Here is a 24,242-nt window from a genome sequence, read left to right on the forward strand (position 1 = left end):
GTCAATCCCTCGGCCCGAACCGGTCGAACGCGCCGGAAGCCTTGGCCTCCGCGATCCGGCGTTCCTGCTCGGTCGCCCACATTTCACGCGCCCTCTGCGCCCGCTTTTCGCGGAGCGACGGATCTGGTTCCTGCACCCAGGGCTCATGCCCTTTCCCTCGGAAAACCCTGATCGCGGCAACACGGGATGCGACCACCGCTACGGCAAGCCCGACACAGGCGATGAAGTTCCACACAGCGGTCATAGGCGTTGTCAGGATCGCGATCAGCCCGACGAGGAGTACGGTAGCGGACACGAGGTAACCTTCGCGCCTACCATCGGTGTGCGCCGGATGGGTGATATCACGCGAGGACGCTCGATCCGCGATCCCGGTTCCGTGCCCCCAGAAGTTCATGTCGAACTCCCGTTGTCAGGACCGAACCTGTCGAACGCGCCCGAGGCCTTGGCTTCGGCGACCCGGGCATCAAGCGCGGCTTCCTGCTCTGCCCGCCGCTGTGCGCTTCGCTCCGCGAGATCCGCCCCCGCCGACAGTTCTGCGCGGGCGGCACGCCGGGCAAGGCGCTCGAACTGATAGAAGGCTATGGCGCAAACAACAGCCAACGCGGCAGCACCCCATTCGCCCAGCACCAGAAGGCAGAGGCTCAGGAGCGCGGCGAACACGCTCAGGACGAACATCGATGCCGCCACGCGGGATTTCTGCCGAGGCAGACGCGTGGTCAACTCGATGTATGTCTCTGCCTGAAAATATTCCGCGCGGAACATCGTTTACCCTGCCTACTACGCGGCCTTACCCGACCGAGCCTTCCAGGCTGATTGCCACCAGCTTCTGCGCCTCCATGGCGAACTCCATCGGCAGTGCCTGAAGCACTTCCTTGCAGAACCCGTTGACCACCAAGGCGACGGCCTCTTCCTCGTCCATGCCGCGGGCACGGCAGTAGAACAGCTGGTCGTCGTCCACCTTCGACGTGGTCGCCTCGTGCTCCACCCGGCTCGAGTTGTTCTTGCACTCGATGTAGGGGACCGTGTGCGCGCCGCACTGATCGCCGATCAGCAAGCTGTCGCACTGGGTGTAGTTGCGGCTGTTCTTGGCCCGCGGGTGCATCGAGACCAGCCCGCGATAGGTGTTCTGCGCGTGGCCCGCGCTGATCCCTTTCGAGACGATCCGGCTGCGCGTGTTCTTGCCCAGGTGGATCATTTTGGTGCCGGTGTCGGCCTGCTGGTAGTTGTTGGCGATGGCGATGGAATAGAATTCGCCCTGGCTTTCATCGCCGCGCAGGATGCAGGACGGGTACTTCCAGGTCACGGCACTGCCGGTCTCGACCTGCGTCCACATCACCTTGGCGCGCGCCTCGCGGCAGTCAGCCCGCTTGGTCACGAAGTTGTAGATGCCGCCCTTGCCGTTCTCGTCGCCCGGGTACCAGTTCTGGACCGTCGAGTATTTCACCTCGGCGTCCTCCAGCACGACGATCTCGACGACCGCCGCGTGCAACTGGTTCTCGTCGCGCATCGGCGCGGTGCAACCTTCGAGGTAGCTGACGTAGGATCCCTTGTCGGCGATGATCAGCGTCCGCTCGAACTGGCCGGTGTTCTCGGCGTTGATGCGGAAATAGGTCGACAGCTCCATCGGGCAGCGCACGCCCGGCGGCACGTAGACGAACGAGCCGTCCGAGAAGACCGCCGAGTTCAGCGTCGCGAAGAAGTTGTCCGACTGCGGCACGACCGAGCCCAGGTACTTCTTCACCAGCTCGGGGTGCTCCTGGATCGCCTCCGAGATCGAGCAGAAGATCACGCCCGCCTTGGCCAGTTCCGCCTTGAACGTAGTACCGACCGAGACCGAGTCGAAGACCGCGTCCACAGCAACCTTGCGGCCGTCGGCAGGTGCCTCGTCCGCGCCCTCGACCCCCGCGAGGATCATCTGCTCCTTCAGCGGGATGCCCAGCTTCTCATAGGTCGCCAGCAGTTCGGGATCGACCTCGTCCAGCGACTTCGGCTTCTCTTTCATGCTCGCCGGCTTGGCGTAGTAGTACTGCTCCTGGTAGTCGATCTTGGGATAGTGGACCATCGCCCACTCCGGCTCGGTCATCTCAAGCCAGCGGCGATAGGCGGTCATGCGCCATTCGGTCATCCACTCCGGCTCGTTGTTCTTCTCGCTGATCAGCCGGACGATGTCCTCGTTGAGGCCCTTGGGCGCGTATTCCATCTCGACATCGGTCGCCCAGCCGTACTTGTAGCGCTCCCCGACCGAGCGGACCGCGTCGACGGTCTCCTGGTCCACGCCTTCCTTGACCTGGACCTCTTTCGCCTGGGCTTCCTTCATCTGAACGTCGTCCAATCCTGCCATCCTCATCTCCTGTCGCCCCCCTGTCCGGGGCCGTCCTGTCTGCTACGCCGGAACGCGCCCGGCGGATTGTTCCCTCTCAGGCCGCGCGGGCCTTCCAGCGCCGGTAATGCGCCGTCCAGGCCTCGGCGAAGCCCATCACGTCCTCTTCCGTCGTCACTGGCCCCAGCGATACGCGGATCGCGCTCGCGGCGGTGACGCCGTCAAATCCCAATGCCCGCAGCACACGGCTTTCCTTCACCTTGCCGCTGGAACAGGCCGAGCCCGCGCTGATCGCATAGCCCGCCAGGTCCATCTGCATCACCTGCGTTTCGCCCTTCCAGCCGGGAACTGCGAAACAACTGGTATTCGGCAGCCGCCGCTGCCCCTGCCCGATACAGATAATGTCGCCTGCCGCGTCTTGCAGGGCCTTCTCGAGCAAATCTCTCAACTTTTCAACCCGCGCCCAAACGCCCTCGGCCTGGTCCTTCAACGCGGCTTCGGCGGCAGCGCCGAACCCCGCGATACCGATCACGTTCTCGGTCCCCGAGCGGCGGCCCATCTCCTGCCCGCCACCGGTGGCCAGCGCGTCGATATCCAGCCCCTCGCGCAGGATGAGCGCACCGACACCCTTGGGCCCGCCCAGCTTGTGCGCCGAGAGCACCGCCATGTCCGCCCCGGTCCACGAGAAGGCGAAGGGGACCCGCCCGATCGCCTGCGTCGCATCGAGCAGCAGGCTGTCGCAGCGGACCGCGCCATAGGGCCAGCGCCCGTCCACCTGTTCCGGCACCGGGCGCAGCAGGCCAGTCTCGCCGCAAGCGACGCCCATGGCCAACGTGTGCCCCGGCGCCTCGGTATTCTCGGCCCCTGTCAGATCGAGATGCGACCACAGCGCATCATGCGCCAGCTCGTCCACGCAGACCGCATGACCCGGCCGCCGGTGCGCCAGCACCATCGCCGCCTCGGTCGCGCCACTGGTAAAGATCACCTCGTCGCGTTTGCAGCCCACGGCCTCCGCGACCTGGGCCCGCGCGCGTTCTATCATGCCCTTGGCGGCGCGGCCCTCGGAATGCACGCTCGACGGATTGCCGGTGACGTCCATTGCCGCCAGCATCGCCGCCCGCGCCTCCTCGCGAAGCGGCGCGGTCGCATTCCAGTCAAGGTAGACCCGGCTCAAGACGCGCGCCCCCCTTCCACTTTCCCCAAATATCCCCGCCGGAGGCATCCGCCGCCCGCCACAGGAGCCACCGTCCGGTTCATTCGTCCACCAGTTCAACGAAGGCCGGCACGGCCGGACAGGGGGCCAGCGTATCGGCCACGATATCGCTCAGCCTGGTCTGGTGAAGGAACACATAGACATAGGCCGACAGCTGCTCCCACAGCCGTTCGGTCAGGTTCGCCGCCTCGGTGTCGCCCATCGCGCCCGACGCCCCGGCCCCGCGGCTCAGCGCGTTCATCGTCTCGTCCACCGCCTCGAGCACTTCCGAGATCCGGATCTTCTCCGCTGGCCGCGCCAGGCGATAGCCGCCGCCCGGTCCGCGCACGCTCTCGACGATCTCCGCGCGGCGCAGCTTCACGAAAAGCTGCTCAAGATAGGCAAGGCTGATGTCCTGCCGTTCGGCAATTTCGGACAGCGCCACAAGCTTTCCGTCGGGTCCGCAGCCGCCCTCGCGCGCAAGATCGGTCAGCGCGATCATGGCATAGCGGCCTTTCGTACTCAGTTTCATGGACTTGCTCCGTCAGGGGCCCGGCGGCGTTCACAGTTGACGCACTTTGTGGCAGTGCTTACTTACCTGCGACCGCGGACATGCCCCGGCGCGAATTAGAATGTTTCTATGTTGCCCGAGCGATTCCGTCAACCAATCGCGGCAACGCCAGAGAGGTGATACATGCCCGAGGTGATCTTCCCGGGACCCGAAGGCCGGCTCGAGGGCCGGTACCATCCCCAACCCAACCGGGACGCACCCATTGCCATCATCCTGCACCCGCACCCGCAGTTCGGGGGCACGATGAACAACAAGGTCGTCTACAACCTGCACTATGCCTTCCACGACATGGGCTTCACGGTGCTCCGCTTCAACTTCCGCGGCGTCGGTCGCAGCCAAGGCGAATACGACCAGGGCGTGGGAGAATTGTCGGATGCCGCCTCGGCGCTCGACTACCTGCAGAACCTGAACCCCAACGCCAAGGGCTGCTGGGTCGCGGGCTTCTCGTTCGGGGCGTGGATCGGCATGCAACTTCTGATGCGCCGACCCGAGATCCAGGGTTTCGTTTCAGTCGCGCCACCCGCGAACATGTACGACTTCACCTTCCTTGCGCCCTGCCCGTCCTCGGGGCTGATCGTTAACGGCTCGGCCGACCGCGTGGTGCCGCCCGCGGACATCACCGCCCTGTCGGACAAGCTCAAGCAGCAGAAGGGCATCACCATCACCCACGAGGTGATCGAGGGTGCCGGCCACTTCTTCGAGCCCGGCATGGACGAGTTGATGGGCCTCGTGAATTCCTATGTCGGCCGGCGGCTGACCGAGAACACCCGCTGAAGCAGGCGCCCGGACCAGCGCAAGCGGGCCGGGCCCAACGGGTGGAAGCGCCGCGCAAGCGGCGCGCCCCACCGGGCGGGAGCCCCCCTTTGGTGACTACGGCAGGCTGCTCCGCCCGCCGCTGACCGGCAGGCGCGCGCCGGTTGTCGACGGCGCCGAGGTCGGCATGCCCCGCGCCACCCGCACTGCAAGGTAGGCGAAAGCCTGCGCCTCCAGGAAATCGCCGTCCAGCGCCTCGGCCTCGACCGCTGCGACCTCGGCATTGGTCCGCGCCGCGATCATTCCCATCAGCGTCTTGTTGTGTCGTCCGCCGCCGCAGACCAGCCAGCGCTCCGGCGGTTCGGGCATGTGCCGTACCGAATCCGCAATTGTCGCGGCTGTCACCGCGGCCAACGTCGCCGCCGCATCCGCCGTATCCAGGCTCTCAACCCGCACCTGCAGCCAGTTGAAATGGTTGCGATCCAGAGACTTCGGCGCAGGCCGCGCCAGGTATTGATCGGCCAGGACCTCGGCCACGATGGCCTCGTCCACCTGTCCGCCGGCGGCCAGCGAGCCATCGCGGTCGAAGCTTCCTTGTCCGCGCCGCGCGACGAGATCGTCGATCAGCGCGTTCCCGGGCCCGGTGTCGAAGGCGACCAGCGCGTCCGCCCGCTCAGGCTTGGCGACCGCCGGATCCACCCAGGTCACGTTGGCGACACCGCCGATGTTGAGGAAGGCGGTGATCTGCTCCAGCCCCAGCATCCGGGCCAGCGCATGGTGAAAGAACGGGGCCAGTGGCGCGCCCTCGCCGCCGGACAGAACGTCGGCGGTTCGGAAATCCCAGACGACGGGCTTGCCTGCCTCCCGTGCGAGCGCCGCGCCGTCGCCCGCCTGGTGGGTGCGGAACGCCCCCGGGTCGTGCGACAGGGTCTGGCCGTGCATGCCGACGATCTCGGTCGTCGGAAAGAAGCGCACCGCTTCGGCGTAAAGCTCGCCCAGCCGGGCCTCGATCCCCGGCAGCCGCTCACGGTCGTCCTGCCAGAGGCCCTGCGCCGCGGCCAGGTCTGCGCGCAATCCTTCGGGAAACGCGATGAACCGTTTCGGGCCGAAACCCAGCACCTCGACCCCGTCGGTCAGCAGGGCGGCGGCGTCGACCCCGTCCATCGAGGTGCCGCTCATCAGCCCCAGCGCCCATATGGGCGCGTCCTGCTCGGCCATGCCTCTTTCCTTCACGTCCCGTTCCGCTATAGATGCGGCCTGACCAAACCACCCCGACCGGACGGACGCAATGACCTACAAACCCCGATCCGAGTTCCTGCAGGTGATGCAGGAGCGCGGCTTCATCGCCGACTGCACCGACCTCGAAGGCCTGGATGAGCGCCTGCTGGACGGCGTCGCGCCGGGGTATATCGGCTTCGACGCGACGGCGACCTCGCTGCATGTCGGATCGCTGATCCAGATCATGATGCTGCGCTGGCTGCAGAAGACCGGGAACAAGCCGATCGTGCTGATGGGCGGCGGGACGTCCAAGGTTGGCGATCCCAGCTTCCGCGCCGACGAGCGCAAGCTGCTGGACGAGGCGGCGATCGCGCAGAACATCAAGGGCATCGGGCAGGTTTTCGCGAAATACGTCGACTTCGGCGAGGCGGCGACCGACGCCATCATGCTCGACAATGCCGAATGGCTGGACAATCTGAACTACCTGACCTTCCTGCGCGAGGTCGGGCGCTATTTCAGCGTGAACCGGATGCTGAGCTTCGAGAGCGTCAAAAGCCGCATCGACCGGGAGCAGAGCCTCAGCTTCCTCGAGTTCAACTACATGATCCTGCAGGCCTATGACTTCATGGAACTGACCCGCCGGCACGGGTGCGTGTTGCAGATGGGCGGCAGCGACCAGTGGGGCAACATCGTGAACGGGATCGACCTGACCCGGCGGATGCTGGGCAACGAAGTCTACGGCCTGACCTCGCCGCTGCTGACGATGGCGGACGGCACCAAGATGGGCAAGACGGCAGGCGGCGCGATCTGGCTGAACGCCGACATGCTGAGCCCCTACGAGTTCTGGCAGTTCTGGCGCAACACGCTGGATGCCGACGTGGGCAAGTTCCTGAAGCTTTACACCGAGCTTCCGGTTGCCGAATGCGAGCGGCTGGGCGCGCTGGAAGGCGCCGGGATCAACGAGGCCAAGGTGCGGCTGGCGAACGAGGTCACGACGCTCTGTCACGGGGCCGAGGCGGCGGCGGCGGCCGAGGCGACGGCGCGCGAGGTCTTCGAGAAAGGCGGCGTGGGGGGCGAGCTGCCGACCACGACGCTGGAGGCCGGGGACGTGCCCGAGGGCGGCATTTCCATCGTGCAACTGCTGGTCAAGTCGGGGCTGGCAGGCTCGGGCAAAGAGGCCAAGCGGCTGATTGCGGACAATGGCGCGCGGCTGGACGACGAGGCGGTGACCGACGCCGGGCTGATGGTCGATGCCGACCGCCTAGCGGGCACGGTGAAACTGTCGGCAGGCAAGAAGCGCCACGCGCTGGTGCGGCTGTAAAGGCCGCTTCGGACACCGGATTTCAGCATGAAAAAGGGGGATTTCATCGTGAAACCCCCCTTTAAGCCCATGATTTAAATGGGAAACAGTTTCTATATAGAGTGTTAACGGCTTTTCCGGCCCCATCAAAGGGGATGACCGGAAGGCTTGCTCGCCCTATGCTTGCAGCGTTTCAGACTGGATGTTTCAGGCAAGCCATAGACCCATGCGATTTCGATTTCTCCGCTCCCTCCTCGCGCTCGCGTTTCTGCTTTCCGCGGTTCCGGCGAAGGTGAAGCATTCAGTATGACCGCACCCGAGGACGACGATGGTGTAGGCGATGACGAAGTCATCAATGCACCGCCCGTGTGGTATTGGGATTTCGTCTACACCGACGAGGGGCGCAAAGCAGTCAAGGCAAGGGTATGGGCCGAAAGCTGGCAGGCGCTGTCGATCGACGACAAGCTGAGAATCGGCACCTTGATACGCGAACATTACAGCGAGTTCCCCGGCGGTCAGGAGCCTGACTGCATATTCATCAATACGCATCGCCCGGTCAGCCGCAGTTTTCCTGATCTCGCCGTGATGAATGGTGCTGCCCTCTTCGTTTCGGGCGCTCTTATTGACCTGCTCTCACAGTTCAATCTCGGGCCGAGCCAGATGATCGAGCTGCCATTCTTCGATCAGAAGAACATAAGCCCATACGGTGACCGAGCGCCGGATCTGAGGCCGGATCGCGACAAGCCGATACCCGGTCGCTGGGGCATGTTGCACGTACTTGCCCGAAAGTCCGCCTTCGTGCCCGAACAGGCCAGATACTTTCGCGGGCCGAGCCGAAGTACATTTGATGGAACCCAGGAGTGGCGTCTCGATCCAGGGGAAAACTTCGTGGTAGCGCTCAATGCGGCGACAGTGTGTAAGGGCGTCGATATCTGGCGTGATCCGCGATTGCCAAACTTCATGTTTTTCTCCGACCGATTGATAACTGCAATCGGCGCCTCCGGCTTGCGGATGCCAGCATTCGCTGATCTCGGGGAAGCGAAACTCGTCTGAAATGGGACCATTTGGTATTGTCATTGGGGCGGCGCGACACCCTTCTGGGGAAATATCGCATCTTACACCCGGCAGGCGTCGCAAGAATATCGGAGCCACCCGGCGGAAAAGTTCATGCCCTACAGGCTCACTTTCTTGGCTAATTAGGGATAGCTTCGCCAGACAGCCGACAATGCAATGTCACTATAAAGGGGTGTCGCCCGTTCCGCGCGGACTGTGCGCCTAGTCCAGCATCCACCGCCCGTTCGGGGTGAAGGCGTGGAAGGCGAAGGCGAAGACGACCTCGTGCGGGACCGGGCGTCCGGCGGCGTCGAAGACGCGGATCGAGCCGACGTCCCTGCCCTGCCCGATTGTCGCCGTGTCGAGCGCCGAGGCCATGCCGGAACGCCATTCCAGGCGCAGGCCGGCCTCCTCGATCACCGGGGTCGCCTCGAAGCGGGAGAGTGGCCAGGCGCGAGGGCCGACTCGGACCACGCGGGCGAGTGGCGGGATGCCGTGGGGCGGGTTCTCTCCGGAATAGAGGAAGGGTTTCGCCGCGCCGTCATAGCCGGTGTAGGGGTTGGTGCCGTAGCGCCGCGCGGCGCGCGGTTGCTGCATGACGTTGCCGGTGTTGCGCGCGGTGAAGGCGGAAACCGGCTCCATCCAGCTGAGTAGCTGGGTGAGCGTGGTGCCGGTGAGGCGGCCGACGATGGCCTCTCCGGTGAACTGCTGCCACCAGCTTTCGGTCTGCCGGTCGTACATGACCATGTCCGAATGGCGCAGAAGGCCCGAGACGCCGAAGCTGAGCGTGGTGCCTGCCGCGCGGCGGTCGAAAACCAGCGCCGAGTTGCAGAGCGGGCAATAGGTGACGGCGACCGGCACGCCGCCGATTTCGTCGTTCACGATCTCGTGCCACATCAGGTAGCGGACGGGGTACGCGCGCTCGGGCTGGCCGTCGAGGGCGACGGTGATGACAGGCTCACGCGGATCGAGGCGGGTCGCGGGGCCGAATCGTGCGATGTCGAGCGCCGGGATGCCGTCGCGGGGCACGCCGCCCGAGCGGATCTCGTCCAGCGGCACAGCGGCGCGCGTGAAATCCGTGTTGGGCCATTGCTGGTTCAGGAAATTCGTCTGCGCGGCGGCAGGCAGGGCCAGGGCGGCGGCGGCAGTGATCAACAATGTACGGCGGCGCATCATCTCCTCCGGTTCTTTTCCGGGAAAGTGTGCGCCGGGATGGGCGGGGCCGGAAGCGGCCCTCACCCGGGTTTGAGATCGCGCGAGCGACCGAACGCCTTACTGATCTGCGGCGATGCGGACGTCGGTCATGTAGTCGGGCTCGGTCACCGCGCCGGACTGGCCGCGGCCGCGGCGGATCTGGTCGACGATCTCCATGCCTTCGGTCACGCGGCCGACGACGGTGTACTGGCCGTTGAGGAAGTAGCCCTCGTCGAACATGATGAAGAACTGCGAGTTGGCCGAGTTCGGGTTCTGCGCGCGGGCCATGCCGACGACGCCGCGGTCGAAGGGCACGTCCGAGAACTCGGCGGGCAGGTCCGGCAGGTCCGAGCCGCCGGTCCCGGCGCGGCCGTCGGCGAACTTCTCGCGCGTGGCGAACTCGACATCGCCGGTCTGCGCCATGAAGCCTTCGATCACCCGGTGGAAGGCGACGTCGTCATAGGCGCCCGAACGAGCGAGCGTCTTGATCCGCTCGACGTGCTGAGGCGCGACGTCGGGCAGCAGCTCGATGGTGACCGTGCCGTTGGCCTCGCCTGCGACGTCGATCAGCAGCGTGTTCTCGGGATCCTGCGCGAGGACGGGGGCGGCGAACGCGGCCAGCGCCGCGGCGGCCGCCCCCAGGAAGCTGCGCCGGATCATGCCGCGACATCCGCTGCGACGCGCACGGTGATCATGCGGTCGGGGTTCGCGGGCGGCTCGCCGCGGGTAATGTTGTCGACATGCTCCATCCCCGAGATCACGCGGCCGAAGACCGTGTACTGGCCGTTCAGGAAGTGGCCATCCTGGAACATGATGAAAAACTGAGAGTTCGCCGAGTTCGGGTTCTGCGAGCGGGCCATGCCGAGCGCGCCGCGATCGAACGGGATCTTCGAGAACTCGGCCGGCAGGTCGGGCAGCGAGGAGCCGCCGGTGCCCGCGCGGCGCGGGTTGTAGTCCTTTTCCATGTTGGCATTCGCCACGTCGCCGGTCTGGGCCATGAAGCCATCGATGACGCGGTGGAAGGCGACGTTGTCGTACTGGCCGCCCCGGGCCAGTTCCTTGATGCGATCGACATGCTTGGGCGCCACGTCGGGCAGCAGTTCGAGCACAACCTCGCCGTCCTTTAGCGTGATGATGATCGTGTTCTCGGGATCCTTGATGTCGGCCAAGGGAGCCTCCTTCTGATGGGTCGCGGGCTTAGCCGAACTTGGCCTTGAGCGCCTTCGCGACGGGGTCGGTGACGAATGGGCGGATATCGCCGCCCAGCCGTGCGATTTCCTTCACCAGCCGCGATGCCACGGCCTGGTGGTGGGCGTCGGCCATGAGGAACACGGTCTCGATCGTGTCGTCGAGGGCCCGGTTCATGCCGACCATCTGGAACTCGTATTCGAAGTCGCTGACCGCCCGCAGGCCACGGATGATGACGTTCGCGCCGACCTGGCGGGCGCAGTCGATCAGCAGGTTCTCGAACGGGTGCGCGACGATCTGAACGCCGGTGCGCTCGGCGATCGGGGCGACCTCGGCCTCGATCATGGCGACCCGTTCCTCGAGCGTGAAGAGCGGCCCCTTGTCCCGGTTGATCGCGACGCCGATCACAAGCCGGTCGACCAGGGTGCAGGCGCGCTCGATGATGTCGAGATGGCCGACCGTCACCGGGTCAAAGGTGCCGGGGTAGAGTCCTGTCCGCATGTACCTGTCCCTGCGCCGTTTTCGACCAGCCTGTCCGGTCTGACCCGTTGCGGCGCAAAGCACCCGATACGGGGCCGCGCGTCAAGCCCCTTGGGGTCGCGGAGAGTTGCGTGGGCGGGGCTTGCCCGCCCGGGTTGCGGTCAGCCGTGGCCGACGATCATGTCGGTGAGCGCGGTGTTCTCGGCCTCTATCTCCTCGATGCGGTGCTTGACCGCGTCGCCGATCGAGATGACGCCGATCATCTTGCTGTCCTCGAGCACCGGCAGGTGACGGAACCGGCCCTTGGTCATCTTTTCCAGCACCTGCACGGCAGTGTCGCCCGGTGCGGCGGTGATCACCTTGGCCGTCATCAGCGCCGAGACGTCGTTGTCCATCACCTCGGTGCCGCGCTTGCCCAGTTCGCGCACGATGTCGCGCTCGGAGAGCATGCCGTCGAGGCTGACGCCGTCCTTCGACACGATCAGCGCGCCGATCCGCTTCTCCGAAAGGATCTTCGCCGCCTCGTGCACCTTCGCGTCCGGCGCGATCGTCAGGACCTTGTCGATCGCCTTCGACTTGAGAATCTGGCGCACTGTCATGAAAGCCTCCCGCTGTCTTTGTTTCTTCGGCAAGCGTCCTACCGCCATCCCGTCCTGTCAAGAACGCGCTGCGCGCGGCGTGCGTCCGCGCACGTCAGGCGGCGGTTTCGAGCCGGGCGACCTCGGCGCGGAAGCGGGCGGCAAGCGCGTCGGCGAACCGGTTGAGCCGCGCCACGCGACGGTCGTCCGCATGGCGGATCAGGTAGAAGCTGCGCGAGAGCGAGAGTTCCTCGGGCAGGACGCGGACCACGCCAGGCGCGAAGGGCAGCGTGAAGTCGTGCACGATGCCGAGCCCCGCCCCTTCGCGCACGAAAGAAAGCTGCACGGCGACCGAGTTCGAGGCCAGCGTCGGGCGCGTGACGCCCAGCTCGGCCAGATAGTCGAGTTCGCGGTCGAAGATCATGTCGGGGATGTAGCCCACCACCGGATGCCCTGTGAGATCGGCGCGGGTGCGGATCGGCGCGGCCCGGTCGAGATAGCGCTTCGCCGCCGTCAGGTGCAGCTTGTAGTCTGCCAGCCGCTGCACGGTCAGCCGCCCGGCGGCCGGGCGCGAGACGGCAATGGCCATGTCGGCCTCGCGTTTCGAGAGATTGAAGACCCGGGGCAGCGCGACGATCTGGACCTCGAGCCCCGGATGCTCGGCACAGATCTCGGCGCAGACCTGCGGCAGCAGGTAGGTCGCGCAGCCGTCGGGTGCACCGATACGTACGGTCCCTGTCAGCCGGTCCGACGTGTCGAGCCCCGGAGACAGCGCACCGCGCATCGCCTCCTCGACGGACTGGGCATGGTCGTGCAGGTGCTGGCCCGGTTCGGTCAGCACGTAGCCCTGCGGCGATTTCACGAAGAGCGCGGCGGACAGCGCCTCTTCCAGCCGAGCGACGCGCCGGCCAACTGTCGCAGGGTCCAGCCGCAGCGCCTTGGCTGCGCCGGTCAGGCTTTCGGCGCGGGCGACGGCAAGGAAGATGCGCAGGTCGTCCCAGTTCGGCTCCGCCATTACGCACCCCTATTTTTGCAAAACGCTTTTGGGACATTGCCCCTGTTATCTGCATTTCCGCAAGACTAACCTGCGCGCAAAGCAGATCAGGAGGAAGTCTGATGGAAGAACTCTGCCACTTCATCGACGGCAAGCGCGTCAAGGGTACCTCGGGCCGGTTCGCGGATGTCTACAACCCCGCCACCGGCGAGGTTCAGGCCAAGGTGCCGCTGGCCTCGGGCGCCGAACTGGCCGCGGCTGTCGAAGGCGCCAAGGCCGTGCAGCCCGCCTGGGCTGCCACCAACCCGCAACGCCGTGCCCGCGTGCTGATGAAATTCGTCGGCCTGCTGAACCGCGACATGGACAAGCTGGCCGAGGCGCTGAGCCGCGAGCACGGAAAGACCATTCCCGACGCCAAGGGCGACGTGATGCGCGGGCTGGAAGTTGCCGAGTTCTGCATCGGCGCGCCGCATCTGATGAAGGGCGAGTTCACCGACGGCGCCGGCCCCGGCATCGACATGTACTCGCTGCGCCAGCCGGTCGGCATCGCCGCGGGCATCACCCCATTCAACTTCCCCGCGATGATCCCGATGTGGAAGTTCTGCCCGGCCATCGCCGCGGGCAACGCCTTCATCCTGAAGCCGTCTGAGCGAGACCCGTCGGTGCCGCTGATGCTGGCCGAGCTGATGCAGGAAGCGGGTCTGCCCGACGGCATCCTGCAGGTGGTCAATGGCGACAAGGAAGCGGTGGACGCGATCCTCGACCACGAGGACATCGGCGCCGTGGGCTTCGTCGGCTCGACCCCGATCGCCGAGTACATCTATGGCCGCGGCTGCGCCAACGGCAAGCGGGTGCAGTGCTTCGGGGGCGCGAAGAACCACATGATCATCATGCCCGACGCGGACATGGACCAGGCTGTCGATGCGCTGGTCGGCGCGGGCTACGGCGCAGCGGGCGAGCGGTGCATGGCGATTTCGGTCGCCGTTCCCGTCGGTCAGGAAACCGCCGACCGGCTGGTGGAGAAGCTGGCCCCGCGGGTCGAGGCGCTGAAGATCGGGCCGTACACCGCAGGCAATGACGTGGACTTCGGCCCGCTGGTCACCGCCGAGGCCAAGAAGCGCGTGCTGGGCCTGGTGGACCGGGGCGTCGAGGAAGGCGCGAAGCTGGTCGTGGACGGCCGGAACTTCTCGATGCAGGGCTACGAGGACGGCTTCTTCGTCGGCGCGTGCCTGTTCGACAACGTGACCAAGGACATGGACATCTACAAGACCGAGATCTTCGGCCCGGTCCTGTCCACCGTCCGCGCCGAGACCTACGAGGAAGCTCTGGGCTACGCGATGGATCACGAGTACGGCAACGGCACCGCGATCTTCACCCGCGACGGCGACACCGCCCGCGATTTCGCCGCCCGGATCAACATCGGCATGGTGGGCATCAACGTGCCGATCCCGGTGCCGCTGGCCTACCACACCTTCGGCGGCTGGAAGAAATCCGGCTTCGGCGATCTGAACCAGCACGGGCCGGACGCGTTCCGCTTCTACACCCGGACCAAGACCGTTACCGCACGCTGGCCCTCGGGGATCAAGGAAGGCGGCGAGTTCCACTTCAAGGCCATGGACTGAGGACTGTTGCGGCGGGGTCCCTGCCCCGCCGCTTCGTTTTCACGGCGCGTGATATACGCCGCGCCTTGCGGTATGATCGGGCCATGACGCGCATGATCCATTTCCGCCGCGCCGCCCTTCTGGGACTGGCACTTACGCTCGCTGCACCCCTGTCCGCGCAGGAAAGGGTGACCGAGTCCGGCCGTTTCCCAGTCTTCGGCGAAAGCGCCGAGCGCGAGGAATTCTTCGCCCGACAGGCCGAGGAGCGCGATCAGGCCTGGCAGGACATCCGTGACGCGCGCGAGACGAACCGGCACCGGCCGAAGGAAAAGGACGACACGCCCGGCGGGTTCCGCGTCGATCCGTATTCCGACAGCTACGTGGGCGTCTACAACGGCTATGCCGGGGTCTATCCCGGCTGTGTGCGCGTGCCGCGCCGGCACAAGGGCGAGCCCGGCGGTTTCGCCACGCGCGGCAGCAAGTGGAAGATCGTGTGCGGAGCGCCGGCCTATTATCCGCCGGTGGTCGCCCCTCTGCCGAGCCCGCCGCGCATGCGGCCGCCGAAGAACCGGCGCGCCTATTCCCGGCCCGGCTTCGACCTGAACTTCCCGCGCTACTGAGCGGTCTTGCCTGCGCCCACCCCGCGCCCTAGCGTTGTCGAAAACGCATGCGGGAGGGGACATGGATTTCAGCCTGAACGAGGACAGCCGCGCCGTGTTCGACATGGCGCATGCCTTCGGGCAGGAGCGCATCGCCCCGAACGCCCAGGCCTGGGAAGACGCCGGGACGATCCCCCGCGATTTTCTGCGCGCTGTTGGCGAGCTTGGACTGGCCTCGATCTACGTGCCCGAGGACCACGGCGGCTCGGGGCTGAGCAGGCTCGATTCCACGCTGATCTTCGAGGCGCTTGGCATGGCCTGCCCCACGGTCGCGGCCTTTGTCTCGATCCACAACATGTGCACGAACATGGTCGCGACGCTGGCCACCGAAACCGCGCAGGCACGCTGGCTGCCGGGGCTGCTGAGCTTCGAGACCGTCGCGGCCTATTGCCTGACCGAGCCCGGCTCGGGCTCCGACGCGGCGGCGTTGAGTACGCGGGCCGAGCCCGACGGTGGCGGCTGGCGGGTGACCGGGACCAAGGCATTCATTTCGGGCGGCGGGTTCGCGGACCTTTACGTCGTGATGTGCCGCACCGGCGGCCCGGGCCCGTCGGGGATCAGCGCGCTGCTGTTGCCCTCGGACAGCGCAGGGCTGAGCTTCGGCGCGAACGAGCGCAAGATGGGCTGGCGGGCGCAGCCCACGGCGCAGGTGCAGTTGGACGGCTGCCCGATCCCGCGCAGCAACCTGCTGGGCGACGAGGGTCGCGGCTTTACCTACGCCATGCAGGGGCTCGACGGGGGCCGCTTGAGTATCGCCGCCTGCGCCCTGGGCGGTGCGCAGACGGCGCTCGACGCCGCGCTGCGCTATGCCGGAGAGCGGAAGGCATTCGGCGCGGCGCTCGACCGTCTGCAGACGATCCAGTTCAAGCTGGCCGACATGGAGACCGAACTCGAAGCCGCCCGTGTCTTCCTTCGGCAGGCGGCCTGGGCGCTGGATCGGGGCGCGCCGGACGCCACCAAGCGCTGCGCGATGGCCAAGCGCTTCGTCACCGACGCGGCCTTCCGGGTCGCCAACGAGGCGCTGCAGATCCACGGCGGCTACGGCTACCTCGCCGACTATGGGATCGAGAAGCTGGTGCGCGACCTGCGCGTTCACCAGATCCTGGAGGGCTCGAACGAGATCATGCGGCTGATCGTGGCCCGCGCCCTGCTGGCCGAGCGCGACACATGAGCGAGATCGACATCCGCATCGAGGGCCGCGCCGGGCGGATCACCCTCACCCGCCCCAAGGCGTTGAACGCGCTGACGTGGGAGATGATCCGCGCCATCGACGCCGCGCTCGCGGGCTGGGAAGATGACCCGGCAGTCGCGCTGGTCATCATCGACGCCGAGGGCGACAAGGCGTTCTGCGCGGGCGGCGACCTTGCCGAGATGTATCACACGGCGAAGGCCGGGGATTTCGATTTCGGCCGCCGGTTCTGGGCCGAGGAATACCGGCTGAACGCACGGATCGACGCCTATTCCAAGCCCTATGTCGCGCTGATGCAGGGCTACGTGATGGGCGGCGGCGTGGGCGTGTCCTGCCACGGCTCGCACCGGGTCGTCTGCGAGGGCACGAAGATCGCGATGCCGGAGTGCGCGGTCGGGCTGGTGCCCGACGTGGGGGGCAGTTGGCTGCTTTCGCAGGCGCCGGGACGGCTGGGCGAATACCTCGGCATGACCGGCGCACGCATGGGGCCCGGCGACGCCATCGGCTGCGGGTTCGCGGACCTATTCGTGCCCCGCGCGGCCTGGCCCGCGTTGATCGAGGAAATGACGCTGAGCGGCGATCCGGCCTGCCTGGCCGAGGCCGCGCGGGCGCCGGGACCGTCGCCCTTGCTGGATACGCGACCGCGGATCGACCGGCTGTTCGGGCTCGAGACCGCCGCCGGGATCGCCGAGGCTGTCAGCGCTGAGGGCTGGACCGAGGTGATCGGCCCGCTCCACGACAACTCGCCGCTGTCGGTGGCCTGCACGCTGGCGCTGATCCACACGGTGCGGCACCTCTCGGGCGTGCCCGAGGCGCTGGCGATGGAGTACCGGTTCACCTCGCGTGCGGCCTCGGACGGGGATTTCATCGAAGGCATCCGGGCCGCGATCATCGACAAGGACCGGCAGCCGCACTGGCGGCTGGATTCGCTGGCCGCGGTGCACGAGGCGGATGTCTCGGCGATGCTGGCGCCGGTCGCGGACGCACCGGAATTTACGGACTGACCATAGGGAGAGGCAGATGGAAATCGGGTTCATTGGGCTGGGCAACATGGGTGCGCCGATGGCGCGGAACCTCGCGAAGGCCGGCCACCGGGTCCACGGGTTCGACGTGACCGGCGTGAAGGTCGAGGGCGTTCACCCGGCTACCACCGCCGCCGACGCCGCCTCGGGCCGATCCGTGGTCATCACCATGCTGCCCGATGGCGAAATCCTTCGCCGGGTCGCGGACGAGATCATCCCTTTCATGGACTCAGAGGCGGTGTTCCTGGACTGCTCGACGGTGGACGTCGCCAGCGCCCGGGCCGTGGCCGAACAGGCGGAACAGGCCGGGCTGCGCGCGGTGGATGCGCCGGTATCAGGCGGAATCGGCGGCGCCGAGAGCGGCACGTTGACCTTCATGGCAGGCGGCAGCGACGAGGCCTATGCGGCGGTGGTGCCGCTCTTCGAGATCATGGGCCAGAAATCGGTGCATTGCGGCGCCTCGGGCGCGGGACAGGCCGCGAAGATCTGCAACAACATGATCCTGGGCGTCACCATGATCGGCGTCTGCGAGGCCTTCGCGCTGGCGCAGAAACTGGAGTTGGATCCGCAGAAGATGTTCGACGTTGTCTCGACCTCGTCCGGGTCCTGCTGGTCGGTCAACACCTACTGCCCGGTGCCCGGCGTCGGGCCCGAAAGTCCCGCCGATCGTGGCTACAAGCCCGGGTTCGCCTCGGAGTTGATGCTCAAGGACCTGAAGCTGGCGCAGGAGGCGGCCGCGCAGGCCCATGCGGACACGCCACTGGGGGCGCATGCCGCGCGGCTCTACCAGGCGTTGCTGGAGAGCGAAGGGCGCGGGCGGGATTTCTCGGCCATGTTGCCGTGGCTGGCGGGACGCGACCGGACCGACTAGGGCGCTGCCCGGTCGGTCTTGACGCAGATCAACGCGGCTTTCCGCACGCCCCCCGATCCTCTTGCCTGCAGAGATCGAGGCCCTGAGCCTCGGCATAGGCAGAGGGGGAGATCATGAAGACACCATCGAAAAGCGCCCTGTGCGCGGCTGCCGCCCTGGCGGCCCTGCTGCCGGGCGGCGCCCGGGCCGAAAGTTCGTCTGACAACCTGCGTGCCCTGTTCGAAACCCGGGAAATACCCGTCACGGTCGAGAACTTCGTGCGCGCCGCGACGGATATCGAGTTCGGGAAGTACCTTGCGCTCGCCGGCGGTGTGAACACGCTGTTCCACGCCCGCGAGCCCACATCGGTCGACCTTCAGCCAACCATCCGGATGAACCGCGACACGCTCTACAGCATGGCGGTGATCGACATCAGCGAGGGCGCGACGCTGACTCTGCCCGAAACGGGCGAGCGATACATCTCGGCGCAGATCGTGAACCAGGACCACTACATGAACGACGTGTTCCTGGGGGGCGGTCGTTACCTTCTGGATCTGGACACGTTCGACACGCCCTATGTCGTGGCGATCATCCGGACGCTTGTCGATGCCTCGGACCCCGAGGACGTCGCGGAAGTAAACGCGCTGCAGGACCAGATCACGCTCGAGACCGGCTCGTCGAAACCGTTCATCCTGCCGAACTATGACGAGGAAAGCTTCGACGGCGTTCTGAACGCGGCGCTCGAACTTGCGCGCTACAATGACGACAGCAGCCGGACCTTCGGCTCTCCCGACGAGGTCCTGCCGATCAAGTATTTCCTTGGGGCGGCCTTCGGCTGGGGCGGCCTGCCCGAGACCCAGGCCTACTATCTGAACGTGGAGCCGGGCCTTCCGCAGGGCGCCTACAAGGTCGAGGTTCCGTCAGATGTGCCCGTCGAGGCGTTCTGGTCCATCAGCCTCTACAATGCTCGGGGCTTCTTCGAGAAGAACGCGCGCGACGCCTACAACGTCAACTCGGTCAGCGGAACGCGGAACGAGGACGGATCGATGACGGTGCACTTCGGCGACTGCGAGGACGACCGGGTCAACTGCCTGCCGATCATGGACGGATGGAACTACGTCGTGCGGATGTACCGCCCGTCGTCGGCGATTCTCTCCGGGGACTGGACCTTTCCGGCGGTCGAACCGGCGGACTGAGCCGAAGGCGGTTCCACCGCGCTAACTCGCCACGAAAAAGGGGCTGCGCCGATCCGGCAGCAGCCCCAGTACACGCCCCTGCCCGAGCGGGCGTGGGTCAGCTTCGATCTCAGCTATCGTGCACGTAAGAGAGGACCACTTCGACGATCCGTCCCTCGAGTAAGGCGTCCTTGTGGAATCCGACGAACACCGCAGCAAACGCACACAACACAAAGAAAATCGCGGTAAACTTCTCGCCGGCATCCTGCTTGCGTTCCTTGCGAATGCCCGACATTGCTCTTGTTCCTTCCTACCGTTTAGAACCACCGTTGGTTGTAGTGTTAACCATGGGTTAGGGCAGGAATGGGGCGCTCAGGCGGAAATTCGTCAGCTATTCCGCGGCTATCCTTCGGGCCTTCAGCATAGGCTTAAGATACTGCCCTGTATGACTTTCTGTCACGAGCGCGACCTCCTCGGGAGTGCCGGTCGCCACAATCCTGCCACCGCCGTCGCCCCCTTCTGGGCCGATGTCGATGATGTGGTCGGCAGTCTTGATGACATCGAGGTTGTGCTCGATGACGATCACGGAATTTCCCTGCGCGACCAACTCGTGCAAGACTTCCAGCAATTTCTTAACATCTTCGAAATGCAGCCCGGTCGTCGGCTCGTCCAGGATGTACAAAGTGCGTCCTGTTGAACGTTTGCTTAATTCCTTGCTGAGCTTCACCCGCTGCGCCTCGCCGCCCGAGAGCGTCGTCGCCTGCTGGCCGACCTTGATGTATCCGAGACCGACCCGCATCAGCGCGGTCATCTTCTCGCGAATCGAGGGCACCGCCGAGAAGAACTGCTCGGCGTCCTCGACGGTCATGTCGAGCACATCGGCAATGGACTTGCCCTTGAACTGGATCTCGAGCGTCTCGCGGTTGTAGCGCTTGCCGCCGCAGGTCTCGCAGGTGACGTAGACGTCGGGCAGGAAGTGCATCTCGATCTTGATGACGCCGTCGCCCTGGCATGCCTCGCAGCGGCCGCCTTTCACGTTGAAACTGAACCGGCCCGGCTTGTAGCCGCGTGCCTTGGCTTCGGGCAGGCCGGCGAACCAGTCGCGGATCGGGGTGAACGCCCCGGTGTAGGTCGCGGGGTTCGAGCGCGGCGTGCGCCCGATAGGCCGCTGGTCGATGTCGATGACCTTGTCCAGATGCTCCAGCCCCTTGATCGTCGAGCATGGCGCGGGCGTCTGCCGGGCGCCGTTGAGGCGCATGGAGGCGGTCTTGAAAAGGGTCTCGATGGTCAACGTGGACTTGCCGCCGCCCGAGACGCCGGTCACGCAGACGAACTTGCCCAGCGGGAATTCCGCCGTGACGTCCTGCAGATTGTTGCCGGTTGCGCCCTCGACGACGATGGACTTGCCATTGCCCTCGCGTCGCTCGGCGGGGACGGCGATCTCGCGCCGCCCGGCAAGGTAGTCGCCGGTTACGGAGTCGGGCGTCGCCGCGATCTCGGCGGGCGTGCCGGCGGCGATGATCTGGCCGCCGTGGACCCCTGCCCCGGGACCGATGTCCAGCACGTAGTCGGCCTCTCGGATGGCTTCCTCGTCATGCTCGACGACGATCACCGAATTGCCCTGATCGCGCAGGTTCTTGAGCGTGCCAAGCAGCCGGTCGTTGTCGCGCTGGTGCAGGCCGATGGACGGCTCGTCCAGCACGTAGAGCACGCCGGTCAGGCCCGAGCCGATCTGGCTGGCAAGCCGGATCCGCTGGCTTTCGCCGCCCGACAGCGTCCCGGCCGAGCGCGACAGCGTCAGGTAGTCGAGGCCGACGTTGTTCAGGAAGCCCAGACGCTCGCGGATTTCCTTGAGGATCGCGCGGGCGATCTCGTTCTTCTGGGCGGTCAGGTTCTGGGGGACCGACTCGCACCAGGCGTGGGCCTCCTTGATCGACATCTCGACCACCTGGCCGACATGCAGGAGCTTGTCCTTATCGCTGGCGGGGCCGATCTTCACGGCCAGTGCCTCGGGGCGCAGACGATAGCCTTCGCAGGCACCGCATGGGCGATCGTTCTGGTAGCGCTCGAACTCCTCGCGGACCCAGCTGGAGTCGGTCTCGCGGTAGCGGCGCTCCATATTGGGAATCACGCCTTCGAACGGGCGCGAGACCTCGTAGACGCGGCCGCCCTCGTCATAGCGGAACTTGATCTTGGTGCCCTCGCTGCCGCGCAGCATGACCTGCTGTACCTTCTTCGGCAGGTCGCGCCACGGCGTGCGAGGATCGAACTCGTAATGTTTGGCGATCGCCTCGACGGTCTGCCGGAAATAGGGCGACTTGGACTTGGCCCAGGGCGCGATGGCCCCGCCGAGCAGGCTGATGCCTTCGTCGGGAACCACGAGGCGTTCGTCGAAGAACAGTTCCTTGCCCAGCCCGTCGCAGACCGGACAGGCGCCGAAGGGCGCGTTGAACGAGAACAGGCGCGGTTCGATCTCGGGGATGGTGAAGCCGGAATCCGGGCAGGCGAAATTTTCGCTGAAGGTCGTGCGGACCGGATCGCCCTCGCGGGGGGCGGTCTCGAAGATCGCGATGCCATCGGCGAGGTCGAGCGCGGTGCGGAACGAATCCGCCAGCCGGGTCTCGATCCCCTCTTTCACGACGATGCGGTCCACGACCACGTCGATGTTGTGGCGATATTTCTTGTCCAGCGTCGGCGGGCTGTCGAGTTCGTGAAACTCGCCGTTCACCTTGACGCGCTGAAAGCCCTGCTTGGCCAGTTCGGCGAATTCCTTACGGTACTCGCCCTTGCGGTCGCGCACGATGGGCGCCAGCAGGTAGCCGCGGGTCCCCTCCTCCATCGCCATGGTGCGGTCGACCATGTCCTGCACCTGCTGCGCCTCGATCGGCAGGCCGGTGGCCGGGCTGTAGGGCGTGCCGACGCGGGCGAACAGAAGCCGCATGTAGTCGTAGATCTCGGTCACCGTGCCGACGGTCGAGCGCGGGTTCTTCGAGGTGGTCTTCTGCTCAATCGAGATCGCCGGGCTGAGGCCCGATATGTGATCCACGTCCGGCTTCTGCATCATGTCGAGGAACTGGCGGGCATAGGCCGACAGCGATTCGACATAGCGGCGCTGCCCCTCGGCATAGATCGTGTCGAAGGCCAGCGACGATTTGCCCGAGCCCGACAGGCCGGTGATCACCACCAGCTGGTCGCGCGGAATGTCCACATCCACCGACTTGAGGTTGTGTTCCCGCGCGCCGCGGATCTCGATGTTCTTGAGTTCAGCCATAAGCCCCTCCTGCGCCCGGACCTATGTAAGGCACGGAGCGGGGAATCCCACCCCGGCAAACTGGAACATTAACGGAACATTTACAAGACCCGGCATTCGGGTCTACTGACATCGACCCGAGGGCGGCGGTCAGTCGCCCATGATGACCGCGACGTAGTTCTTCGTCTCGCGATACGGAGGGATGCCGTTGTAGCGCTGAACCGCCTCGGGGCCGGCGTTGTAGGCTGCCAGCGCCAGCCGCCAGTCGCGGAACCGACGGTACTGTTCCGCCAGGTAGCGTGCGCCGCCGTCGAGGTTCTGCTTGGGATCGTGCGGATCGACGCCCAGCTTGCGCGCGGTAAAGGGCATCAGCTGCGCCAGCCCGATGGCGCCCTTGTGGCTGACGGCCCGGGGATTCCAGCCGCTTTCCTGCGTGACCAGCTTGTAGAACAGATCGGTCGGCACGCCGTAGCGCTGCGCGGCGGCGCGGGCGTGGATCGCATAGGGGCTGTCGGGCGCACGGCCGGCGCTGAGGAACGGATCGCCGGGCTTGTAGGCGTCGATGGAGATGCCCATCGGCTCTTCCTCTTCGCGGGCGGCGGAATGGATCCGCGGCGCGTTCCTGCGGCTGCCCTTCTCGGGCAGGCGGATCAGGTCGCGGTCATAGGCCGAAAGCGCCGAGCCGCCCCCCAGAAGACCCTGTGCGGGCGCGCTGCCCGCCGAAAAAATCCCAAACGCGCACAAAGCGCTTGCGACCACCGCTCGCATCGCGTTGTCCATCGTTCCTCGCCCGTAATCCTCAATTCGTCCGCGGCCTCATTAGCAGAGGATATCGCGCGGCGCACCCCTTGGCGGTTCAACAGAGGTTTCGCGGCGTGACACCGCCCGACGCGGCGCCTAAACCCGGTGTTAACCCTGCCCCGTGTCGGATCGGGGCAAGGTCGGGCGTGGCGCGGCCCACGCAAAGTGGATAGGGTCGCGCGAACTACAGATTCGAGTGGAGGGCAGACGGCAATGGCCGGAAGCGTGAACAAGGTAATCCTGGTCGGCAATCTCGGGGCGGACCCCGAGGTGCGGACGTTCCAGAACGGCGGCAAGGTCTGCAACCTGCGCGTCGCGACGTCCGAGCGCTGGCGCGACCGCAATACGGGCGAGAACCGCGAGCGGACCGAGTGGCACAGCGTGGCCATCTTCAACGAACGGCTGGCGGACCTGGCGCAGCAGTACCTGCGCAAAGGGTCGAAAGTGTACCTGGAAGGCCAGCTGGAAACCCGGAAATGGCAAGACCAGTCGGGCCAGGACCGGTATAGCACCGAGGTCGTGCTGCGCCCCTACAAGGGCGAAATGACCTTCCTCGACAGCCCCGGCGGCCAGGGTGGTGGCGGCGGTGGCGGCTATGGCGGTGGCCAGGGCGGCGGTGGCGGCTACAGCCGCGGCGACGACTATGGCGGCGGCGCACCGGCCCCGTCGGGCCCGCCCTCGGGTGGCATGGACGACGACATCCCGTTCTGACCCCGCCCAACTCCCGGTTTCGGGGCCCCTGCCCCGGAACCGCCGCACGCGCCGATACCGGCCCGCGCCACATTGAGCTTTTACCCGATATCGTCGTGGTCTATAGTCCCGCACACAAGATACCGGGACAAGAAGAGCAGGCA

Annotated in this window: 25 protein-coding genes; 10 read left to right on the plus strand and 15 right to left on the minus strand. The window is 66.1% G+C overall.

Annotated elements, in window-relative coordinates:
- Position 1 precedes the first annotated feature (1 nt).
- The 5 genes from ACW9UR_RS13355 to ACW9UR_RS13375 form a co-directional block, all read right to left on the minus strand.
- A complete protein-coding gene (locus ACW9UR_RS13355; RefSeq protein ID WP_458917488.1) occupies positions 2-394 on the minus strand; it encodes a hypothetical protein in 393 nt (130 codons plus the stop codon).
- The gene (locus ACW9UR_RS13360) at positions 391-762 is read right to left on the minus strand and encodes a hypothetical protein (protein ID WP_458917489.1); all 372 of its coding nucleotides are present in this window, start codon (positions 760-762) and stop codon (positions 391-393) included. Before ACW9UR_RS13360 ends, ACW9UR_RS13355 begins: the two co-directional genes overlap by 4 nt.
- A 25-nt stretch (positions 763-787) precedes the next feature.
- Complete coding sequence (gene sufB / locus ACW9UR_RS13365) at positions 788-2,341, minus strand: Fe-S cluster assembly protein SufB (protein WP_458917490.1); 1,554 nt, start codon at positions 2,339-2,341, stop codon at positions 788-790.
- A gap of 76 nt (positions 2,342-2,417) precedes the next feature.
- On the minus strand, positions 2,418-3,494 hold the full coding sequence (locus ACW9UR_RS13370; protein WP_458917491.1) for a cysteine desulfurase family protein: 1,077 nt from the start codon (positions 3,492-3,494) through the stop codon (positions 2,418-2,420).
- A gap of 79 nt (positions 3,495-3,573) precedes the next feature.
- Positions 3,574-4,044 carry an Rrf2 family transcriptional regulator gene (locus ACW9UR_RS13375; protein WP_458917492.1) on the minus strand — a complete coding sequence of 157 codons (471 nt, stop codon included), beginning with the start codon at positions 4,042-4,044 and terminating at the stop codon, positions 3,574-3,576.
- A gap of 162 nt (positions 4,045-4,206) precedes the next feature.
- On the opposite strand from ACW9UR_RS13375, the gene ACW9UR_RS13380 reads away from it, so the two are divergent.
- Positions 4,207-4,857, plus strand: coding sequence for an alpha/beta hydrolase (locus ACW9UR_RS13380; RefSeq protein ID WP_458917493.1), 651 nt, complete (start codon positions 4,207-4,209; stop codon positions 4,855-4,857).
- Positions 4,858-4,953: 96 nt separating this feature from the next.
- On the opposite strand, the gene ACW9UR_RS13385 is transcribed toward ACW9UR_RS13380, so the two are convergent.
- Positions 4,954-6,054: an anhydro-N-acetylmuramic acid kinase gene (locus tag ACW9UR_RS13385; protein WP_458917494.1), complete on the minus strand. Its 1,101-nt coding sequence runs from the start codon at positions 6,052-6,054 to the stop codon at positions 4,954-4,956.
- A gap of 70 nt (positions 6,055-6,124) precedes the next feature.
- On the opposite strand from ACW9UR_RS13385, the gene tyrS reads away from it, so the two are divergent.
- Positions 6,125-7,375: a tyrosine--tRNA ligase gene (gene tyrS, locus ACW9UR_RS13390; RefSeq protein ID WP_458917495.1), complete on the plus strand. Its 1,251-nt coding sequence runs from the start codon at positions 6,125-6,127 to the stop codon at positions 7,373-7,375.
- A 285-nt stretch (positions 7,376-7,660) separates the two neighbouring features.
- The gene (locus ACW9UR_RS13395) at positions 7,661-8,407 is read left to right on the plus strand and encodes a hypothetical protein (RefSeq protein WP_458917496.1); all 747 of its coding nucleotides are present in this window, start codon (positions 7,661-7,663) and stop codon (positions 8,405-8,407) included.
- 222 nt (positions 8,408-8,629) lie between these two features.
- On the opposite strand, the gene ACW9UR_RS13400 is transcribed toward ACW9UR_RS13395, so the two are convergent.
- The 6 genes from ACW9UR_RS13400 to ACW9UR_RS13425 form a co-directional block, all read right to left on the minus strand.
- Positions 8,630-9,583 (minus strand): DUF3179 domain-containing protein, encoded by a 954-nt coding sequence (locus tag ACW9UR_RS13400; protein ID WP_458917497.1) that lies wholly within the window; start codon positions 9,581-9,583, stop codon positions 8,630-8,632.
- 96 nt (positions 9,584-9,679) lie between these two features.
- Positions 9,680-10,261: a peptidylprolyl isomerase gene (locus ACW9UR_RS13405; RefSeq protein ID WP_458917498.1), complete on the minus strand. Its 582-nt coding sequence runs from the start codon at positions 10,259-10,261 to the stop codon at positions 9,680-9,682.
- The gene (locus ACW9UR_RS13410) at positions 10,258-10,770 is read right to left on the minus strand and encodes a peptidylprolyl isomerase (protein ID WP_458917499.1); all 513 of its coding nucleotides are present in this window, start codon (positions 10,768-10,770) and stop codon (positions 10,258-10,260) included. Before ACW9UR_RS13410 ends, ACW9UR_RS13405 begins: the two co-directional genes overlap by 4 nt.
- Positions 10,771-10,798: 28 nt before the next feature.
- Positions 10,799-11,290 (minus strand): pantetheine-phosphate adenylyltransferase, encoded by a 492-nt coding sequence (coaD, locus tag ACW9UR_RS13415; protein ID WP_458917500.1) that lies wholly within the window; start codon positions 11,288-11,290, stop codon positions 10,799-10,801.
- 140 nt (positions 11,291-11,430) lie between these two features.
- Positions 11,431-11,868 (minus strand): CBS domain-containing protein, encoded by a 438-nt coding sequence (locus ACW9UR_RS13420; RefSeq protein WP_458917501.1) that lies wholly within the window; start codon positions 11,866-11,868, stop codon positions 11,431-11,433.
- Between the two features lie 94 nt (positions 11,869-11,962).
- On the minus strand, positions 11,963-12,862 hold the full coding sequence (locus tag ACW9UR_RS13425; protein WP_458917502.1) for a LysR family transcriptional regulator: 900 nt from the start codon (positions 12,860-12,862) through the stop codon (positions 11,963-11,965).
- A 101-nt stretch (positions 12,863-12,963) separates the two neighbouring features.
- Here ACW9UR_RS13425 and ACW9UR_RS13430 point away from each other — a divergent pair, with 101 nt between their 5' ends.
- From ACW9UR_RS13430 to ACW9UR_RS13455, 6 genes are all read left to right on the plus strand, one after another.
- Positions 12,964-14,463, plus strand: a complete 1,500-nt coding sequence (locus ACW9UR_RS13430) for a CoA-acylating methylmalonate-semialdehyde dehydrogenase (RefSeq protein WP_458917503.1) — start codon at positions 12,964-12,966, stop codon at positions 14,461-14,463.
- 83 nt (positions 14,464-14,546) lie between these two features.
- Positions 14,547-15,062: a hypothetical protein gene (locus tag ACW9UR_RS13435; protein WP_458917504.1), complete on the plus strand. Its 516-nt coding sequence runs from the start codon at positions 14,547-14,549 to the stop codon at positions 15,060-15,062.
- A gap of 61 nt (positions 15,063-15,123) precedes the next feature.
- On the plus strand, positions 15,124-16,272 hold the full coding sequence (locus ACW9UR_RS13440) for an acyl-CoA dehydrogenase family protein (protein WP_458917505.1): 1,149 nt from the start codon (positions 15,124-15,126) through the stop codon (positions 16,270-16,272).
- Positions 16,269-17,294, plus strand: a complete 1,026-nt coding sequence (locus tag ACW9UR_RS13445) for an enoyl-CoA hydratase/isomerase family protein (protein ID WP_458917506.1) — start codon at positions 16,269-16,271, stop codon at positions 17,292-17,294. The genes ACW9UR_RS13440 and ACW9UR_RS13445 overlap by 4 nt, the downstream gene beginning before the upstream one ends.
- A gap of 16 nt (positions 17,295-17,310) precedes the next feature.
- Positions 17,311-18,183 carry a 3-hydroxyisobutyrate dehydrogenase gene (gene mmsB / locus ACW9UR_RS13450; protein WP_458917507.1) on the plus strand — a complete coding sequence of 291 codons (873 nt, stop codon included), beginning with the start codon at positions 17,311-17,313 and terminating at the stop codon, positions 18,181-18,183.
- A gap of 113 nt (positions 18,184-18,296) precedes the next feature.
- Positions 18,297-19,358, plus strand: coding sequence for a DUF1214 domain-containing protein (locus tag ACW9UR_RS13455; RefSeq protein ID WP_458917508.1), 1,062 nt, complete (start codon positions 18,297-18,299; stop codon positions 19,356-19,358).
- A 109-nt stretch (positions 19,359-19,467) separates the two neighbouring features.
- On the opposite strand, the gene ACW9UR_RS13460 is transcribed toward ACW9UR_RS13455, so the two are convergent.
- From ACW9UR_RS13460 to ACW9UR_RS13470, 3 genes are all read right to left on the minus strand, one after another.
- Positions 19,468-19,632, minus strand: coding sequence for a hypothetical protein (locus ACW9UR_RS13460; RefSeq protein WP_458917509.1), 165 nt, complete (start codon positions 19,630-19,632; stop codon positions 19,468-19,470).
- 96 nt (positions 19,633-19,728) lie between these two features.
- Positions 19,729-22,608, minus strand: coding sequence for an excinuclease ABC subunit UvrA (gene uvrA / locus ACW9UR_RS13465; protein ID WP_458917510.1), 2,880 nt, complete (start codon positions 22,606-22,608; stop codon positions 19,729-19,731).
- A 129-nt stretch (positions 22,609-22,737) separates the two neighbouring features.
- A complete protein-coding gene (locus ACW9UR_RS13470) occupies positions 22,738-23,367 on the minus strand; it encodes a lytic transglycosylase domain-containing protein (protein WP_458917511.1) in 630 nt (209 codons plus the stop codon).
- Between the two features lie 234 nt (positions 23,368-23,601).
- Between ACW9UR_RS13470 and ssb the strand changes: the two genes are divergently transcribed.
- On the plus strand, positions 23,602-24,099 hold the full coding sequence (gene ssb, locus ACW9UR_RS13475; RefSeq protein WP_458917512.1) for a single-stranded DNA-binding protein: 498 nt from the start codon (positions 23,602-23,604) through the stop codon (positions 24,097-24,099).
- Positions 24,100-24,242: the final 143 nt, after the last annotated feature.

It is taken from the genome of Halovulum sp. GXIMD14794, from assembly GCF_054457455.1.